The organism is Pseudomonas cyclaminis (genome assembly GCF_015163715.1).
Classification (GTDB): Bacteria; Pseudomonadota; Gammaproteobacteria; order Pseudomonadales; family Pseudomonadaceae; genus Aquipseudomonas; species Aquipseudomonas cyclaminis.
In genome coordinates this window covers 1-12678 of record NZ_JADDUM010000264.1, presented here as the reverse complement: position 1 = coordinate 12678, position 12678 = coordinate 1, and the positions used below count along the sequence as shown (strand labels likewise).

Below are 12678 nucleotides of genomic sequence, written 5' to 3'. Positions count from 1 at the left end.
GGAGTTGGAAAATGGGCACGTCGTAACCGCGCATATCTCCGGCAAGATGCGACAAGAACTATCATTCGTATTCTTACCGGTGACAAAGTGCGCGTCGAGCTGACGCCCTATGACTTGAGCAAAGGGCGCATCACTTACCGCGCTCGCTAAGCAAGCATCATCAACAAACGCCGTTATGCCGGGGCGTTTTTGTGTGTGCGTGCCATTTATCCAGCACCACAAAACAATGTGGGAGGGGGCTTGCCCCCTCCCACATTGGATCTCCATGCTTCAGATAGAGCTCAGGCTGCCCGTCCTTCACTCCGGCACCAACGCCAGTTGCAACGGCAAGCGCGCCATGCTCGTGCTCTTCAACGAACCCAGGTACAACCAGTCGCCATACTCCCGCGCCGTGGTAATCGGTGAGTAGTTGCCCGCGCTGCCATCCTGCAGATTGGCGATGACCTTGCCGTTGGTATCCAACCCCAGCACAAAGGCTTTGCGCTCGATGGGCTTGGGCACGACCATCAGTGCACGCACCATCACTTTGCGCAGCAGCGGGTAGCCGGCAAAGCTGTCCAGCAATGGATTGCGCGGTGAGTAGAGCGCCACCCAGAAGCGGTCCTGGCCGTTGAAGCTCAGGTTGTCCGGCAGGCCGGGCAGGTTGTCGATAAACAGGTCGTGGCTGCCGGCGCGTTCGCCGGTGAGCCAGTAACGGCTGATGCGATAGGCGCCGGTTTCATTCACCAGTACGTAGCGTTCGTCCGGGCCCAGGGCGACGCCGTTGGCGAATTGCAGGTGGTCGAGCAACACCTCGGTGCTGCCGGCGCTGAAGTCGTAACGCAGCAGCCGACCATCACCGCCATGCTCGATCACGGCTTCGCCATCCTGGCCATACCCCCAGCGGCTCGACGCGTCGCTGAAATAGGCATAGCGGCCACTGGCGTCCACGATGACGTCATTGGTAAAGCCGAAGGGTGTGCCATTGACGCCGGTGCTCAGGGCGGTAAGTTGACGGTGTGCATCCAGCGCGAGCAGACCCTTCACGCCATCGGCAATGATCAAGCGCCCATCCGGGTGCAGCGCCAGGCCCAGCGGGCGCCGCCAGTATTGCCCAGCACTTCCAGGCTGCGGCTGTCGGGGGAAGTGCGGATGATGCGCCCGTCGTGCAGGCCACTGATGAGAAAACCCTGGGCATCCAACAGCAATGCCTCCGGCCCGGCGATGTCTTGGGCGCCGATGGTTTGCACGGCCTTGAGGCGCTGGTTTTCGGCGAAAGGGCCATCTTTCATCGATGGCGCTTTGGGCGGCGCCCAGTTCACCGGTTGTACCTTGGTCGGCATCAGCAGCAAAAAGGCAACCACCGCCAGCAGCAACACAAACAGCAGATGGCGCAGTTTTTTTGGACGGGTACTCATGACGATTCCTGATTGTCGTGGGGGCTCATAGCGTTTTGGGGTGGTGCCTGAGCTTAGCCCGCCTTCGGGATTGCGCTAGTTCACTGCCCGTTTCACATCAGTGGATCCCAGCGTTGGGACCAGTCACCTTCGGCCTTGACCACATCGCGCAGCAACGCCAATGCCTGCTGCAACACCGCCGAATCCCGCGCCCTTGAATACACCAGGAAGGTCGGGAAGCTGAACTCCGGCGCCTTGGACACACGCTGCATCACACCGCTGTCCAGGTAGCTCTGCACCACCCGTGTGCGAAAATAGCCGGCGCCGCCATTTTCGAGGATGTACTGCAAGGCCAATGGCCCCAGGTTGAAGCTCACCGCAGCACGGGCCTTGTCGGGCAGGGCGGCGTCGTGTTGCTGGCGAAAGCCCGGGCCCCAGTCGATGTAGACGTACGGCGCCGGCTTGCTGACCAATTGCACCAGGATCAGTTTTTCTTCCAGCACCTGTTCCACCTGCAACCCCGGCCAGTATTGCGGCTGGAACACCAGCGCCGCGTCGAGCACGCCCAGTTCCAGCTGGCGCAACAGGTAGTCGCCTTCACGCACTTCGGTGCGCAGCGCGTGGCCGGGAATGTGTTCGCGCAGCGCCTTGGCCCAACCGAGCATCAATGGGTTGCACAGGCTGACCTCACCGCCGATGTGCAGCACATTGCGATAGCCATCGGGCAACGGCAGGTCACGCCTTGCGGCTTCCCAGGTTTGCAGCAACTGGTTGGCGTACACCACAAAGGCTTCGCCGTCGGCAGTCAGGCGTGCGCCGGCGCGGTTGCGGATGAACAGCGTACTGCCCAGTTGGCTTTCCAGGCTTTTGACCCGTGCAGTGATGGCGGTCTGGGTGACGTGGAGTTTCTCAGCGGCCGCCGCCAGGCTGCCGCATCGGGTGATTTCGAGAAAGGTGCGTGCCAGTTCGATGTCCATGAAGACCCCTGGGGATGAATGGGGGCATTGTAGAACTGATCACGCAGGAGCGGGGATTGGGAGGCGACGCTATCGGGGCGCTACTCCCAACTGTCTGGGTCAAGGCAGCGAGTTGACCGTGGCGGCTGTCTGCCATAAGCCAGGAAGTCGCCCACCCAGCGGTTGATGCAGCCGCCGGCGTCCGGTCTTGCGGGATCCTTGAGGCGCAATTGTTCGACCTGGGATGCATCTGTCGTGCTGTGTTCAGCGTTGAGCAGCACCATGCGTGCGACGCGTTCTGGATACAGCGCACCGTAACGGCTGCCCAACCGCGTGCCATCGGCGTTACCCAGATAGAGCAGTTGTGCGTCCCCCAGTTGGGCCCGTACGAACTCCATGTCCCGTGCGGCGTGTTCTACACCGTTCTGTTGGCTGAGATCGCGAGGGCTGAGCTCGATGACGTCATAACGATTGACCAGCTTGCGATACGCTTGTGTGGCATAGGATTCCCAGCGGGCGGCCAGGTGAATCACGAAGGTGCCCTGGTTGTCTGGCGCGGTCTCGCCGGCCTGGGTGAACACCACACCCTCGCGGCTCAACGGCTCGCGGGCGCCGACGCGGGTCAGGTAGAGGCGCAGGGTGCCTTGCCGAGGCGCGGCGTAGTTGCGCGGTACGGTCACGACGCCGCACTGGGTGCGTGACACCACCTCGGGGTCCAGTCGTTCGAGGGCGGGGAGGGGGCAGTCCAGCAGCCAATCGATGGCGGTGGGTTGGATCAGTGATGCGCTATGGCCAATGTTTACCGTCAAGCAGAGACAGCCACACGCGAGGTGTTTTGCAATCGTCATCAAGAGGTCCTGGTCAGCCGTGTGATAACGGCTTTTTTACCAAGGACCTTGGTTCGAAGAATGTAAGGCGAGAAGGTGGATTGCGTAGGAAACTGGAGTTTTGTTTATCGGATATCGGTTTTCCAACCGCCACCGAGTGCCTTGTACAACGCAATGCTGGCCTGCAGGCGCGCCAGGCGCAGTTGCACGTTCAGATCCTGGGCGGCGTACAGCGTGCGTTGGGTTTCGAGTACCGTGAGCAAGTCCTCGGCGCCTGCCTGGTAGCGGCTTTCAGCGATTTGAAAGGCGGTCTGGGCCTGCTGCAGTTCTTCGCTTTGCCACTGGCGTTGCTGGTCCAGGCGCGTGATGCTGCTGAGACCTTTTTCCACATCGGCAAAACCGTTGATGATCGCACCGCGGTAGGCGTACAGCAGCTCATCCTGGCGCGCTCGGGCCTTGTCGCGTTCGGCGCTTAAACGTCCGTTGTTGAAGATCGGTCCCACCAGGCCGGCCGTCAGCGTGTAGTAGGGGCTGCGCAGGATGTCCAAGGCCTTGTAGGCGTCGGAGCCGAGTGTGGCGCCGAGGGTCAGGGCTGGCAGCATCGCCGCTCGGGCCACGGTGACATTTGCCTGCGCGGCTGCCAGCTCGGCCTCGGCCTTGGCAATATCGGGTCGACGGCTGAGCAACTGGCTGGGCATGCCGGCGCCGATGGTTGGCCACGTCATGGCCTGGAAGGGCTCTGCACCCAGGTCCAGGTTTTGAACCGGTTGGCCGAGAAGGGCCGCGAGGGTGATCTGGGCGTCTTCGGCCAGTTGCTGAATCAACGGCAGTTGGCGCCGCTGGCTGGCAACCAGGCTTTTCTGTTGGGCCAGTTCCAGTGCCGTGGCGGAGCCTGCGTCATAGCGGGTCTGCACCAGGTCGAGCACGTTGCGGGCATTGGCCAGGTTCAGCTCGGCGATCTGCTGGCGCTGGCGCGCGGCCAGGGTTTGCGCGTAGCGGTCGGCCACGTTGCTGAGCAAGGTCAGTTCCACGGTGGCCTGGTCGAATTCGCTGGCCCGCAGTCCCTGCAACGCGCTGTCGCGGCGGCAGCACGTCCGCCCCAGAAGTCCACTTCATAACTGGCCGTCAGGCTGGCGCCGAAATTGTCCACCGCATCTTCGCTCGGCGAAGCGTCCAGGTCCGGTCCGCCCTGGCCGTGCAGCAATTTCTGATGGCTGGTGGTGAGGTCGAATTTCACCTCGGGCAACAGCGGCGCCCCGGCGATCACCGCACTGGCCTGGGCCTGGCGCACGCGGGCCATGGCGGCGGCCACGTCGACACTGTCACGTCGGGCCTGTTCGACCAGCCGGTTCAACTGCGGGCTGTTGAAGTGCGTCCACCAGCGCTGGTTGGTGGCCTGGGCCGCGTCGCGCTCGGCGAATTGCCAGGCGGCCGGCGGCGCAATACCGCTGTCCATGGTGGGCGGATCGCCGGCGCAGGCATTGAGCAGCAGGCACAGGCTGAGCAGGGAAAGTCGCAAGGGGGTGGATCGTTTACTCACTGGTCAACGCCTTAACCGGATCGAGCCGGGCAGCTTTACGGGCCGGCATAAAGCCGAATACGACGCCGGTGACCAGCGCACAACCAAATGCGCCCAGCACCGCCACCAGGGAAAATTGCACCGCCACCTTGGCCAGCACCAATACGCCGCCCACCAGCAGCGCCAGGGCAATGCCGCACAGGCCACCGACCACCGAAAGCATCACCGCCTCGGTCAGGAACTGACGCAGGATGTCGCGTTGGCGTGCACCGGTGGCCATGCGGATGCCGATCTCGCGGGTGCGCTCGCGCACGGTCATCAGCATGATGTTCATCACGCCGATGCCGCCCACCAGCAAGGAAATCGCGGCAATCGAGCCAAGCATCAGCGACAGGGTGTTCTGGGTACGGGCCTCGGCCTGGATCATTGCGGCGTTGTTGGTCAACTCGTAGTCGTGTTTGCCGTTGTGCAGCTTTTGCATCAGTTGGTTGATGGCCATTTCGGCTTCGTGGACCCTGCCCGCATCGGCGGCGGCGATCACTACGTACTCGGGGTCGTAGCTGCCAAACAAACGCACGCTGGCGGCGGTGTAGGGGATGGCGATACGGTCGTCACTGTCCTTGTCACCGGAGGCGGCGCCTTTTTCCGCCAGCACGCCGATCACTTGGAACGGTACATTCTCAATCAGGATGTATTGCCCGATCGGATTGACCTGGCCCTTGAACAGCTTTTCGCGGATACGGTGGCCGATCACCGCGACGGTGGCCCCGCTGCGCTCGTCGGCGGTGGTGAAGTAACTGCCCTCGGCCACCGGCCAGTTGAAAATGTCCGGAAAGTTGGTGTCGTTGCCGCCCACATACGCCATGTAGTCGACGTTGCCATAGCGCACACCCGCCTTGCTGCCATTGACCGGCATGATGCGCTTGACCTGGGGCAGCGCGGCCAGTGCCTGGACGTCATTGAGGGTGACGACGCCCAGTGGCGCGCGTGGGTTGGGCGACGCGCCGCTCAGATAGAGAATGTTGGAGCCGAACGCGCCCATCTGCGCCATGACCTGGCGCTTGCTGCCTTCGCCGACGGCGAGCATCACCACCACGGATGCCACGCCGATGATGATCCCCAGCAGGGTCAGGGCGGTGCGGAAACGGTTTATCCACATCACGCGCCAGGCGGCTTGCACCGCGTCCAGCACTTCGGCTTTCCACGCGCCGTTATGCTCGGCGCGTCGATCAGGCGTTGACGCAGGTCCACGGCTTGCAGGGCGCCGTTGGCAGCGGGCGGGGCGGTTGCATTGTCGTCGGCCGAGTCGCTGATGATCAGGCCATCACGAATCTCGATGATGCGGTTGGCCCGTGCTGCGACTTCGCGGTCGTGGGTGATCAGGATCACCACGTGGCCCTGGCTGGCCAGCTCGTCCAGCAGGGTCATCACCTCGGCGCCGCTATGGCTGTCGAGGGCGCCGGTGGGTTCGTCGGCAAGAATGATGTGGCCGCCGTTCATCAGTGCGCGGGCGATGGACACCCGCTGCTGCTGACCGCCGGACAGTTGGTGTGGACGGTTGCCGGTACGCTCGGCCAGGCCCAGTCGGGTCAGCAGCGCGTTGGCTCGGGCGTGGCGCTCGGCCGCGCTGATACCGGCGTAGATCGCCGGCATCTCGACGTTCTCCTGGGCCGAACCCGAGGGGATCAAGTGATAGCCCTGAAACACAAAACCAAAGGCTTCGCGGCGCAGCCAGGCCAGCTCGTCACTGTCCAGGTGAGCGACGTTTTCGCCGGCGAACAGGTAGTCCCCCACCGTGGGCCGATCGAGGCAGCCGAGGATGTTCATCAGCGTGGACTTGCCGGAGCCGGAGGCGCCGACGATGGCGACGAATTCCCCGGCATGAATCGACAGGTCGATGCCGCGCAACACGTCCACCTGCGGGCTGTCGCCACCGCCGTAGGATTTGCGGATGTTCTTGAGTTCGATCAGGGGCGTGGTCAACTCAACCCCCACTGCCGGCGGCCGGGCCGATCAACAGGTGGTCGCCTTCGTTCAGGCCACCGAGCACTTGCACCCGCAGGCGATCACTGATGCCCAGTTCCACCTCGCGTTCCTCGACGCGGCCGTTCTCCGTCACCACGCGGGCGATCTGCTTATCGGCGCTGCTGGTGCCCAGCAGGGCGGCAACCGGCGCGGTGAGGGCGTCCTTGACCTGGCCTGCGACAAAAAATACTTGGGTGGTCATTTCGGCCATCAATGCGTTGTCGCCGTTGTCCACATCCAGCAGTACGGTGTACAGCACCACGCGGCCGGTGCCGCTTTTGCTGGAGCTGTTGGGGCTGCCGCTGCCCTGGGTTTCATTGAGCGGCTTGGGCGGGATCGGCAGGATCTGGCGCACGGTGCTGGCCCAGCGGCGGTCGCCGCCGCTCAGGGTGGTGAAGTAGGCCGTCATGCCGGGTTTGACGTGGCCGATGTCGGCCTCCGAGACTTCGGCCCACACGGTCATCGGCGACAACTTGGCGATGCGCAGGATCAACGGCGTCTGCTGCTGGGCATTGAGGGTCTGGCCGACCCGTGCGTCGACGGCGACCACCGTACCGGTCATCGGCGCGTAGATGCGTGTATAGCCCAGCTCCGCTTCATCACTGCGCAGGCTGGCCTGGGCCTGGAGGATCTGCGCCTGGAACATATCGACGCGGGCCTGGGTGGCGCTCAGTTCGGCCTTGGCGGTTTGCACATCTTCCTCGCGGGTGGCGTTGCCCGCGACCAGACGCTGCTGGCGCTGGTACTTCTGGCGCGCCAGTTCGTGCAGGGCCTTCTGCTCCTGCAACTGCGCCTTGAGGTTTTCGATGGCGTAGCGGCTGGCATCAAGCTTGGCTTTTTGCGTCGAGGGATCGATCTCTACCAGCAATTGGCCTTCCTGCACCTGATCGCCGGCTTCAACGTGGATCTTGCGAATCTGCCCGGACGCCTGGGCGCCCACGTCCACGTAACGCCGCGGCTGCAAGGTGCCCAGGGCCGTCACGCTGTTTTCGATATTGCCACGGGTCACGGTGACGGTGGTCAGGGTGTCACGGCCGGGCGGCAGGACCTGCCAGGCGGCGACGGCGATGACGGGAATCAGGCACGCCACAACTAGCAGGGCGCGTCGGGCAGGTCGAGGGCGTTTCATGCTTAGGTTCCAGCCAGGAAAGTTCGGAGCGCAGTTGCGCAGAGCTGACAGTTAAACGAGAGAAACGCGTGGGGATTTAGGCTGTTACACACCGTGTAACAGGTCCGCTGGGTAAAAAAAACGACCGGTGGCGCAAGACTTGTTTAAAAGTAGATGAGAATTACTATAAATTGCACGCACCCAAACTGCCATTACGCAGTGGGTTGTCATTTTTCAGGTACTCAAGGAACGGATATCGCCCCTCTGCGGCGGTCGGGAGTCATGTTGGAAAACTACTATCGCGAGCTGGTGTGTTTCCTCAACGCCAAGCTGGGCAACCGTCAGGTGGCCGAAGATGTGGTGCATGACGCTTACGTTCGGGTACTTGAGCGTTCCAGCGCTGTCCCCATCGACCAGCCCCGCGCGTTTTTGTACCGCACCGCGCTGAACCTGGTGATCGACGGCCATCGGCGCAATGTGCTGCGCCAGTACGAGCCGCTGGAAATACTCGACAGCGAAGAGCGGTTTTCCCCCGGTTCCCCCCACGCCAGCCACGACCAGGACCAGCGCCTGGAGCTGCTTGAGCGTGCCCTGGCCGAGCTGCCGAAAGCCTGTCGCGACAGCTTCCTGCTGCGCAAGCTCGACGGCATGACCCACCTGCAGATTGCCGAGCGCCTGGGTATTTCCCGGGCCATGGTGGAAAAACATATCGTCAACGCCATGAAGCACTGCCGGGTGCGGATGCGCGAGTGGGAAGCACACTGATCGCTGATCAGTTAAATTTTATTTCACGGTCCTCGTTTCCTATCAACACATGACCTGTTGTGCAGGTCTTGAAGGTATTCCTGCCCCACCGCCAAGGGGCTTATCCAGAGGACACTGGAATGACACAGGCAATTGCTTCGCCCGCGGTTCACGACCTTATCGGTATCGGTTTCGGCCCATCGAACCTGGCGCTGGCCATCGCCCTGCAGGAACGGGAGAAAACCCAGGGCAAACTGGACGCGCTGTTCCTCGACAAGCAGGCCGACTACCGCTGGCATGGCAATACCCTGGTAACCCAGAGCGAACTGCAGATTTCGTTCCTCAAGGACCTGGTGACCCTGCGCAACCCCACCAGCCCGTACTCCTTCGTCAATTACCTGAAGGCCCACGACCGCCTGGTCGACTTCATCAACCTGGGCACCTTTTACCCGTGCCGCATGGAGTACAACGACTACCTGCGCTGGGTCGCGGCGCAGTTCCAGGGCCAGGGCCGTTATGGCGAGGAAGTGCTCGCGATCGAGCCGATCCTGCATCAGCAGCAGGTTGAAGCACTGCGTGTGATTTCCCGCGATGCCCACGGCGAGCAGCATGTGCGCACCACGCGCTCGGTCGTGGTCAGCGCCGGCGGTACGCCACGGGTACCGGAGGCGTTCAAGGGGCTCAAGGATGACCATCGCGTATTCCATCACTCCCAGTACCTGGCGCGCATGGCGCAACAACCCTGTGTGGACAGCAAGGCGATGCGCATCGCGATCATCGGCGGTGGTCAGAGCGCGGCCGAAGCCTTTATCGACCTCAATGACAGCTACCCGTCGGTGCAGGTCGACATGATCCTGCGCGGTTCGGCGCTCAAGCCCGCCGATGACAGCCCGTTCGTCAACGAGGTGTTCTCGCCGGCCTTTACCGACCTGGTGTTCCAGCAAGTGGGGGCCGAGCGCGAGCGTCTTGTCGCCGAGTACCAGAACACCAACTACTCGGTGGTCGACCTGGACCTGATCGAGCGTATCTACGGGATTCTCTACCGCCAGAAAGTCTCCGGCATCGCTCGCCATGCCTTCCGCACCATGACCGTGGTGGAAAAAGCGCTGGCCGGTCCGCTGGGGGTCGAGCTGAGTCTGCGCAACACTGCCACGGGTGACATCACCGTCAATCATTACGACGCCGTGGTGTTGGCCACCGGCTACGAGCGCCAGATGCACCGCGAATTGCTGGCGCCTCTGGAAGCGTATATGGGCGATTTCGAAGTGGCCCGCGACTACCGCATCGTCACCGACGAGCGCTGCAAGGCTGGCATTTATATCCAGGGCTTCAGCCAGGCCAGCCATGGTTTGAGCGACACGTTGCTGTCGATTCTGCCGATTCGTGCCGATGAAATTGCCGCATCGCTGTATGAAAACGACCGCAGCAGAGGCAAGGGGCGTTCGGTGCAGGACCTGCTGCTGGCCACTGCGAGTTAACGAACTGCCGTTCGAGCTGCAAGCTACAAGGGGTGAGCGGCAAGCTTGCAGCTCACCCCTTGTAGCTTGAAGCTGCTCTCTGATACTGTACAAAAAACCAGTATCGGTAGCCCTCCATGCAGTTGATCGAAAAACTCAGCATCCTCGCCGACGCCGCCAAGTACGACGCTTCGTGCGCCAGCAGTGGCGCGCCCAAGCGCAGTTCGGAGGGCAAGGCGGGGCTGGGGTCCACCGATGGCATGGGCATCTGCCATAGCTATACGCCCGACGGCCGCTGTGTGTCGTTGCTCAAGGTGCTGCTCACCAACTTCTGTCTCTACGACTGCCAATACTGCGTCAATCGCCGCTCCAGCGACGTGCCCCGTGCGCGTTTCAGCCCGGAGGAGGTGGTCACCCTGACCCTGGATTTCTACAAGCGCAATTGCGTCAGCGGGCTGTTCCTCAGTTCCGGCATCATCCGTTCGTCCGACTACACCATGGAGCAACTGGTGCGGGTGGCGAAACTGCTGCGCGAAGAGCATGACTTTCGCGGCTATATCCACCTCAAGACCATCCCCGACGCCGACCCGGCGCTCATCGCCGAAGCCGGGCGTTATGCCGACCGGCTGAGCGTGAACATCGAACTGCCCACCGAGGCCAGCCTGAACACCCTGGCGCCGGAAAAACAGATCGTCACGATCAAGCAGGCCATGCAGACCATCTACACCGGCGAGCAGACGGTGCTCAACGAACCCCGCGCCCCGCGTTTCGCCCCGGCCGGGCAGAGCACGCAGATGATCGTCGCGCCGACGACACCGATGACAGCACCATCCTTCACGGCGCCGAGGCGCTGTATGGCAACTTCAAGTTGCGCCGTGTGTATTACTCGGCGTTCAGCCCCATCCCCAACAGCCCCAAAAGCGTGCCCCTGGCCGCGCCGCCCTTGATGCGTGAGCACCGTTTGTACCAGGCGGATTTCCTGCTGCGCAGCTACGGCTTCAGTGCCAATGAATTGTTTGAAGGCCCCGGCCATCTGGCGCTGGATATCGACCCCAAGCTGGCCTGGGCCCTGGAGCATCGCGAGGTGTTTCCCCTCGACCTGAATCGCGCTGAACCGACCCTGATCGCACGCATCCCCGGAATCGGCCTGCGCACCACTCAACGTCTGGTGGACCTGCGCCGCGAACGCAAGATCCGCTTCGAAGACCTGGCGCGCATGCGCTGTGTGCTGGCCAAGGCGAAGCCGTTTTTCATCACCAGCGACTACCACCCGCAACAGGCCGACAGCACCAGCGTGCTGCTGCGCGAACAACTGCGTGATCGCCCGCAACCGCAACAGATGGGGTTGTGGGGGTGATCAGCCTGGAATGCGACAACCTGTTCAGCACCTGGCGTGAGCAAGCCCGCTGGTTGCTCAGCCATCAGGTCGACCCCAGCCAGGTGAGCTGGGGCGAGGCCGAAGTGGCGGACCTGTTTGCCACTGACGAAGCGATCCCTGAAGGTCTCGGCCCTTACCAGGCGCGCATTCCCAAGGCGCTGATCGAGCTGCTGGAGTCAGCGGCCTGCTATCACGGCGACAGCGCTGGAGCCTGTTGTATGAAGTGCTGTGGCGCGTCAGCCATGGCGACCGCACGGCGATGCTGGCGGGGGACAAGCTGGGCAGCGAATTGCAGCGGCGCATCAAGCAGGTCAGCCGTGAAGCCCACCACCTGCATGCGTTTGTGCGGTTCATTGCGTTGCCTGCAGAGGCGGGTCCTGAGTTGCCGGAATATGTGGCCTGGCATGAGCCGGCCCACGACATTTTGAAATCGGCCAGCCAGCACTTTGTCGGGCGTATGGGGCGACATCGATGGATGATCGCCACGCCGCTGGATGGGGTGTATTACGACGGTGAACAGCTGATTCATCAGCGCGAGTGCCCCGAGGCATGGCAGCAGTTGGCGCAGAATGTCGAAGACCCGCACAGCGCTATGTGGCTGACCTACTACAGTCACATTTTCAATCCGGCGCGGTTGAATCCCAAGGTGATGGAAGGGCACTTGCCGAGTCGGTTCTGGAAGAATTTGCCCGAGGGCAAGTTGATACCGGGGTTGATCAGCGAGGCGCGTACGGGCAAACAGAAGGATGGGCAGGCGAAGTTGGTTGGCACTAAGCCGGGAAAACGGATTTCGAGCAGGCACGGTTGAAAGTGGGGCATGGGTACCTACACAACTTCCGGTGGATGCTGAATCTATGGCAAATGGGCTGCTGCGCAGCCCAGCGCGGGGCAAGCCCGCTCACCACAACAGCCCTCTCACCACAGAGTTATGTGTAAGTCTTTAAGAGTTGTGTAGATACCCATGGCCATCGGGGGCAAGCCCCCTCCCACATGGGATCTCCGGTGTTTGGGGGAGTGGGGTCAGGTCAGTTCGGTCGCGGTGTTTTTAACCACCGCCAACTCCGGATGCGCCACCAACTTATCGATATGCAACTCGTCATTGTTCAACCAAGTCTCCGTCAACACCCGGTAATGCTCCATATCCCGGCAACGCATGCGCAGGCTGTAGTCAAACGGCCCACTGATCAGTTGGCATTCGAACACCTGGGGACAGGCCTTGACGCAGGCTTCGAAGGCCTTTTGCGCCGAGCGCCCGCTTTGGTTGGACAAGGCCACCAGCACCAGCAAC

6 protein-coding genes and 6 pseudogenes are annotated in these 12678 nt (G+C 62.4%); 5 read left to right on the top strand and 7 right to left on the bottom strand.

Going from position 1 to position 12678, the window contains the following annotated elements; genetic code table 11:
• A pseudogene (infA, locus tag IQK56_RS27440) lies at positions 1-150 on the top strand (translation initiation factor IF-1); the annotation flags it as partial.
• Between the two features lie 147 nt (positions 151-297).
• On the opposite strand, the pseudogene IQK56_RS27435 reads toward infA, so the two are convergent.
• The 6 genes and pseudogenes from IQK56_RS27435 to IQK56_RS27410 all read right to left on the bottom strand — a co-directional run bounded on the left by IQK56_RS27435 (position 298) and on the right by IQK56_RS27410 (position 7832).
• Positions 298-1397, bottom strand: a pseudogene (locus tag IQK56_RS27435) (SMP-30/gluconolactonase/LRE family protein).
• Positions 1398-1489: 92 nt separating this feature from the next.
• Positions 1490-2353, bottom strand: a complete 864-nt coding sequence (locus tag IQK56_RS27430; protein ID WP_099586592.1) for a LysR family transcriptional regulator — start codon at positions 2351-2353, stop codon at positions 1490-1492.
• A gap of 80 nt (positions 2354-2433) precedes the next feature.
• Complete coding sequence (locus IQK56_RS27425) at positions 2434-3180, bottom strand: alpha/beta fold hydrolase (RefSeq protein ID WP_193864104.1); 747 nt, start codon at positions 3178-3180, stop codon at positions 2434-2436.
• 104 nt (positions 3181-3284) lie between these two features.
• Positions 3285-4459 (bottom strand): annotated as a pseudogene (locus IQK56_RS27420) (efflux transporter outer membrane subunit).
• Between the two features lie 232 nt (positions 4460-4691).
• Positions 4692-6661: pseudogene (locus IQK56_RS27415) on the bottom strand (MacB family efflux pump subunit).
• Position 6662: 1 nt separating this feature from the next.
• Complete coding sequence (locus IQK56_RS27410; protein WP_193864102.1) at positions 6663-7832, bottom strand: efflux RND transporter periplasmic adaptor subunit; 1170 nt, start codon at positions 7830-7832, stop codon at positions 6663-6665.
• Between the two features lie 261 nt (positions 7833-8093).
• Here IQK56_RS27410 and IQK56_RS27405 point away from each other — a divergent pair, with 261 nt between their 5' ends.
• The 4 genes and pseudogenes from IQK56_RS27405 (at position 8094) to IQK56_RS27390 (ending at position 12198) form a co-directional block, all read left to right on the top strand.
• Positions 8094-8576 (top strand): sigma-70 family RNA polymerase sigma factor, encoded by a 483-nt coding sequence (locus IQK56_RS27405; protein WP_122308061.1) that lies wholly within the window; start codon positions 8094-8096, stop codon positions 8574-8576.
• 119 nt (positions 8577-8695) lie between these two features.
• The gene (locus IQK56_RS27400; protein WP_122308062.1) at positions 8696-10033 is read left to right on the top strand and encodes a lysine N(6)-hydroxylase/L-ornithine N(5)-oxygenase family protein; all 1338 of its coding nucleotides are present in this window, start codon (positions 8696-8698) and stop codon (positions 10031-10033) included.
• Between the two features lie 116 nt (positions 10034-10149).
• Positions 10150-11369, top strand: a pseudogene (locus IQK56_RS27395) (putative DNA modification/repair radical SAM protein).
• A pseudogene (locus IQK56_RS27390) lies at positions 11366-12198 on the top strand (TIGR03915 family putative DNA repair protein). Before IQK56_RS27395 ends, IQK56_RS27390 begins: the two co-directional pseudogenes overlap by 4 nt.
• Positions 12199-12410: 212 nt before the next feature.
• Here IQK56_RS27390 and IQK56_RS27385 read toward each other — a convergent pair.
• The coding region (locus IQK56_RS27385) for an Lrp/AsnC family transcriptional regulator (RefSeq protein ID WP_193901895.1) at positions 12411-12678 on the bottom strand (268 nt) is incomplete at its 5' end.

Coding starts and splice junctions, on each gene's coding strand:
- IQK56_RS27430 (WP_099586592.1), bottom strand. CDS start 2,353: ATGGACATCGAACTGGCACGCACCTTTCTCGAAATCACCCGATGCGGC.
- IQK56_RS27425 (WP_193864104.1), bottom strand. CDS start 3,180: ATGACGATTGCAAAACACCTCGCGTGTGGCTGTCTCTGCTTGACGGTA.
- IQK56_RS27410 (WP_193864102.1), bottom strand. CDS start 7,832: ATGAAACGCCCTCGACCTGCCCGACGCGCCCTGCTAGTTGTGGCGTGC.
- IQK56_RS27405 (WP_122308061.1), top strand. CDS start 8,094: ATGTTGGAAAACTACTATCGCGAGCTGGTGTGTTTCCTCAACGCCAAG.
- IQK56_RS27400 (WP_122308062.1), top strand. CDS start 8,696: ATGACACAGGCAATTGCTTCGCCCGCGGTTCACGACCTTATCGGTATC.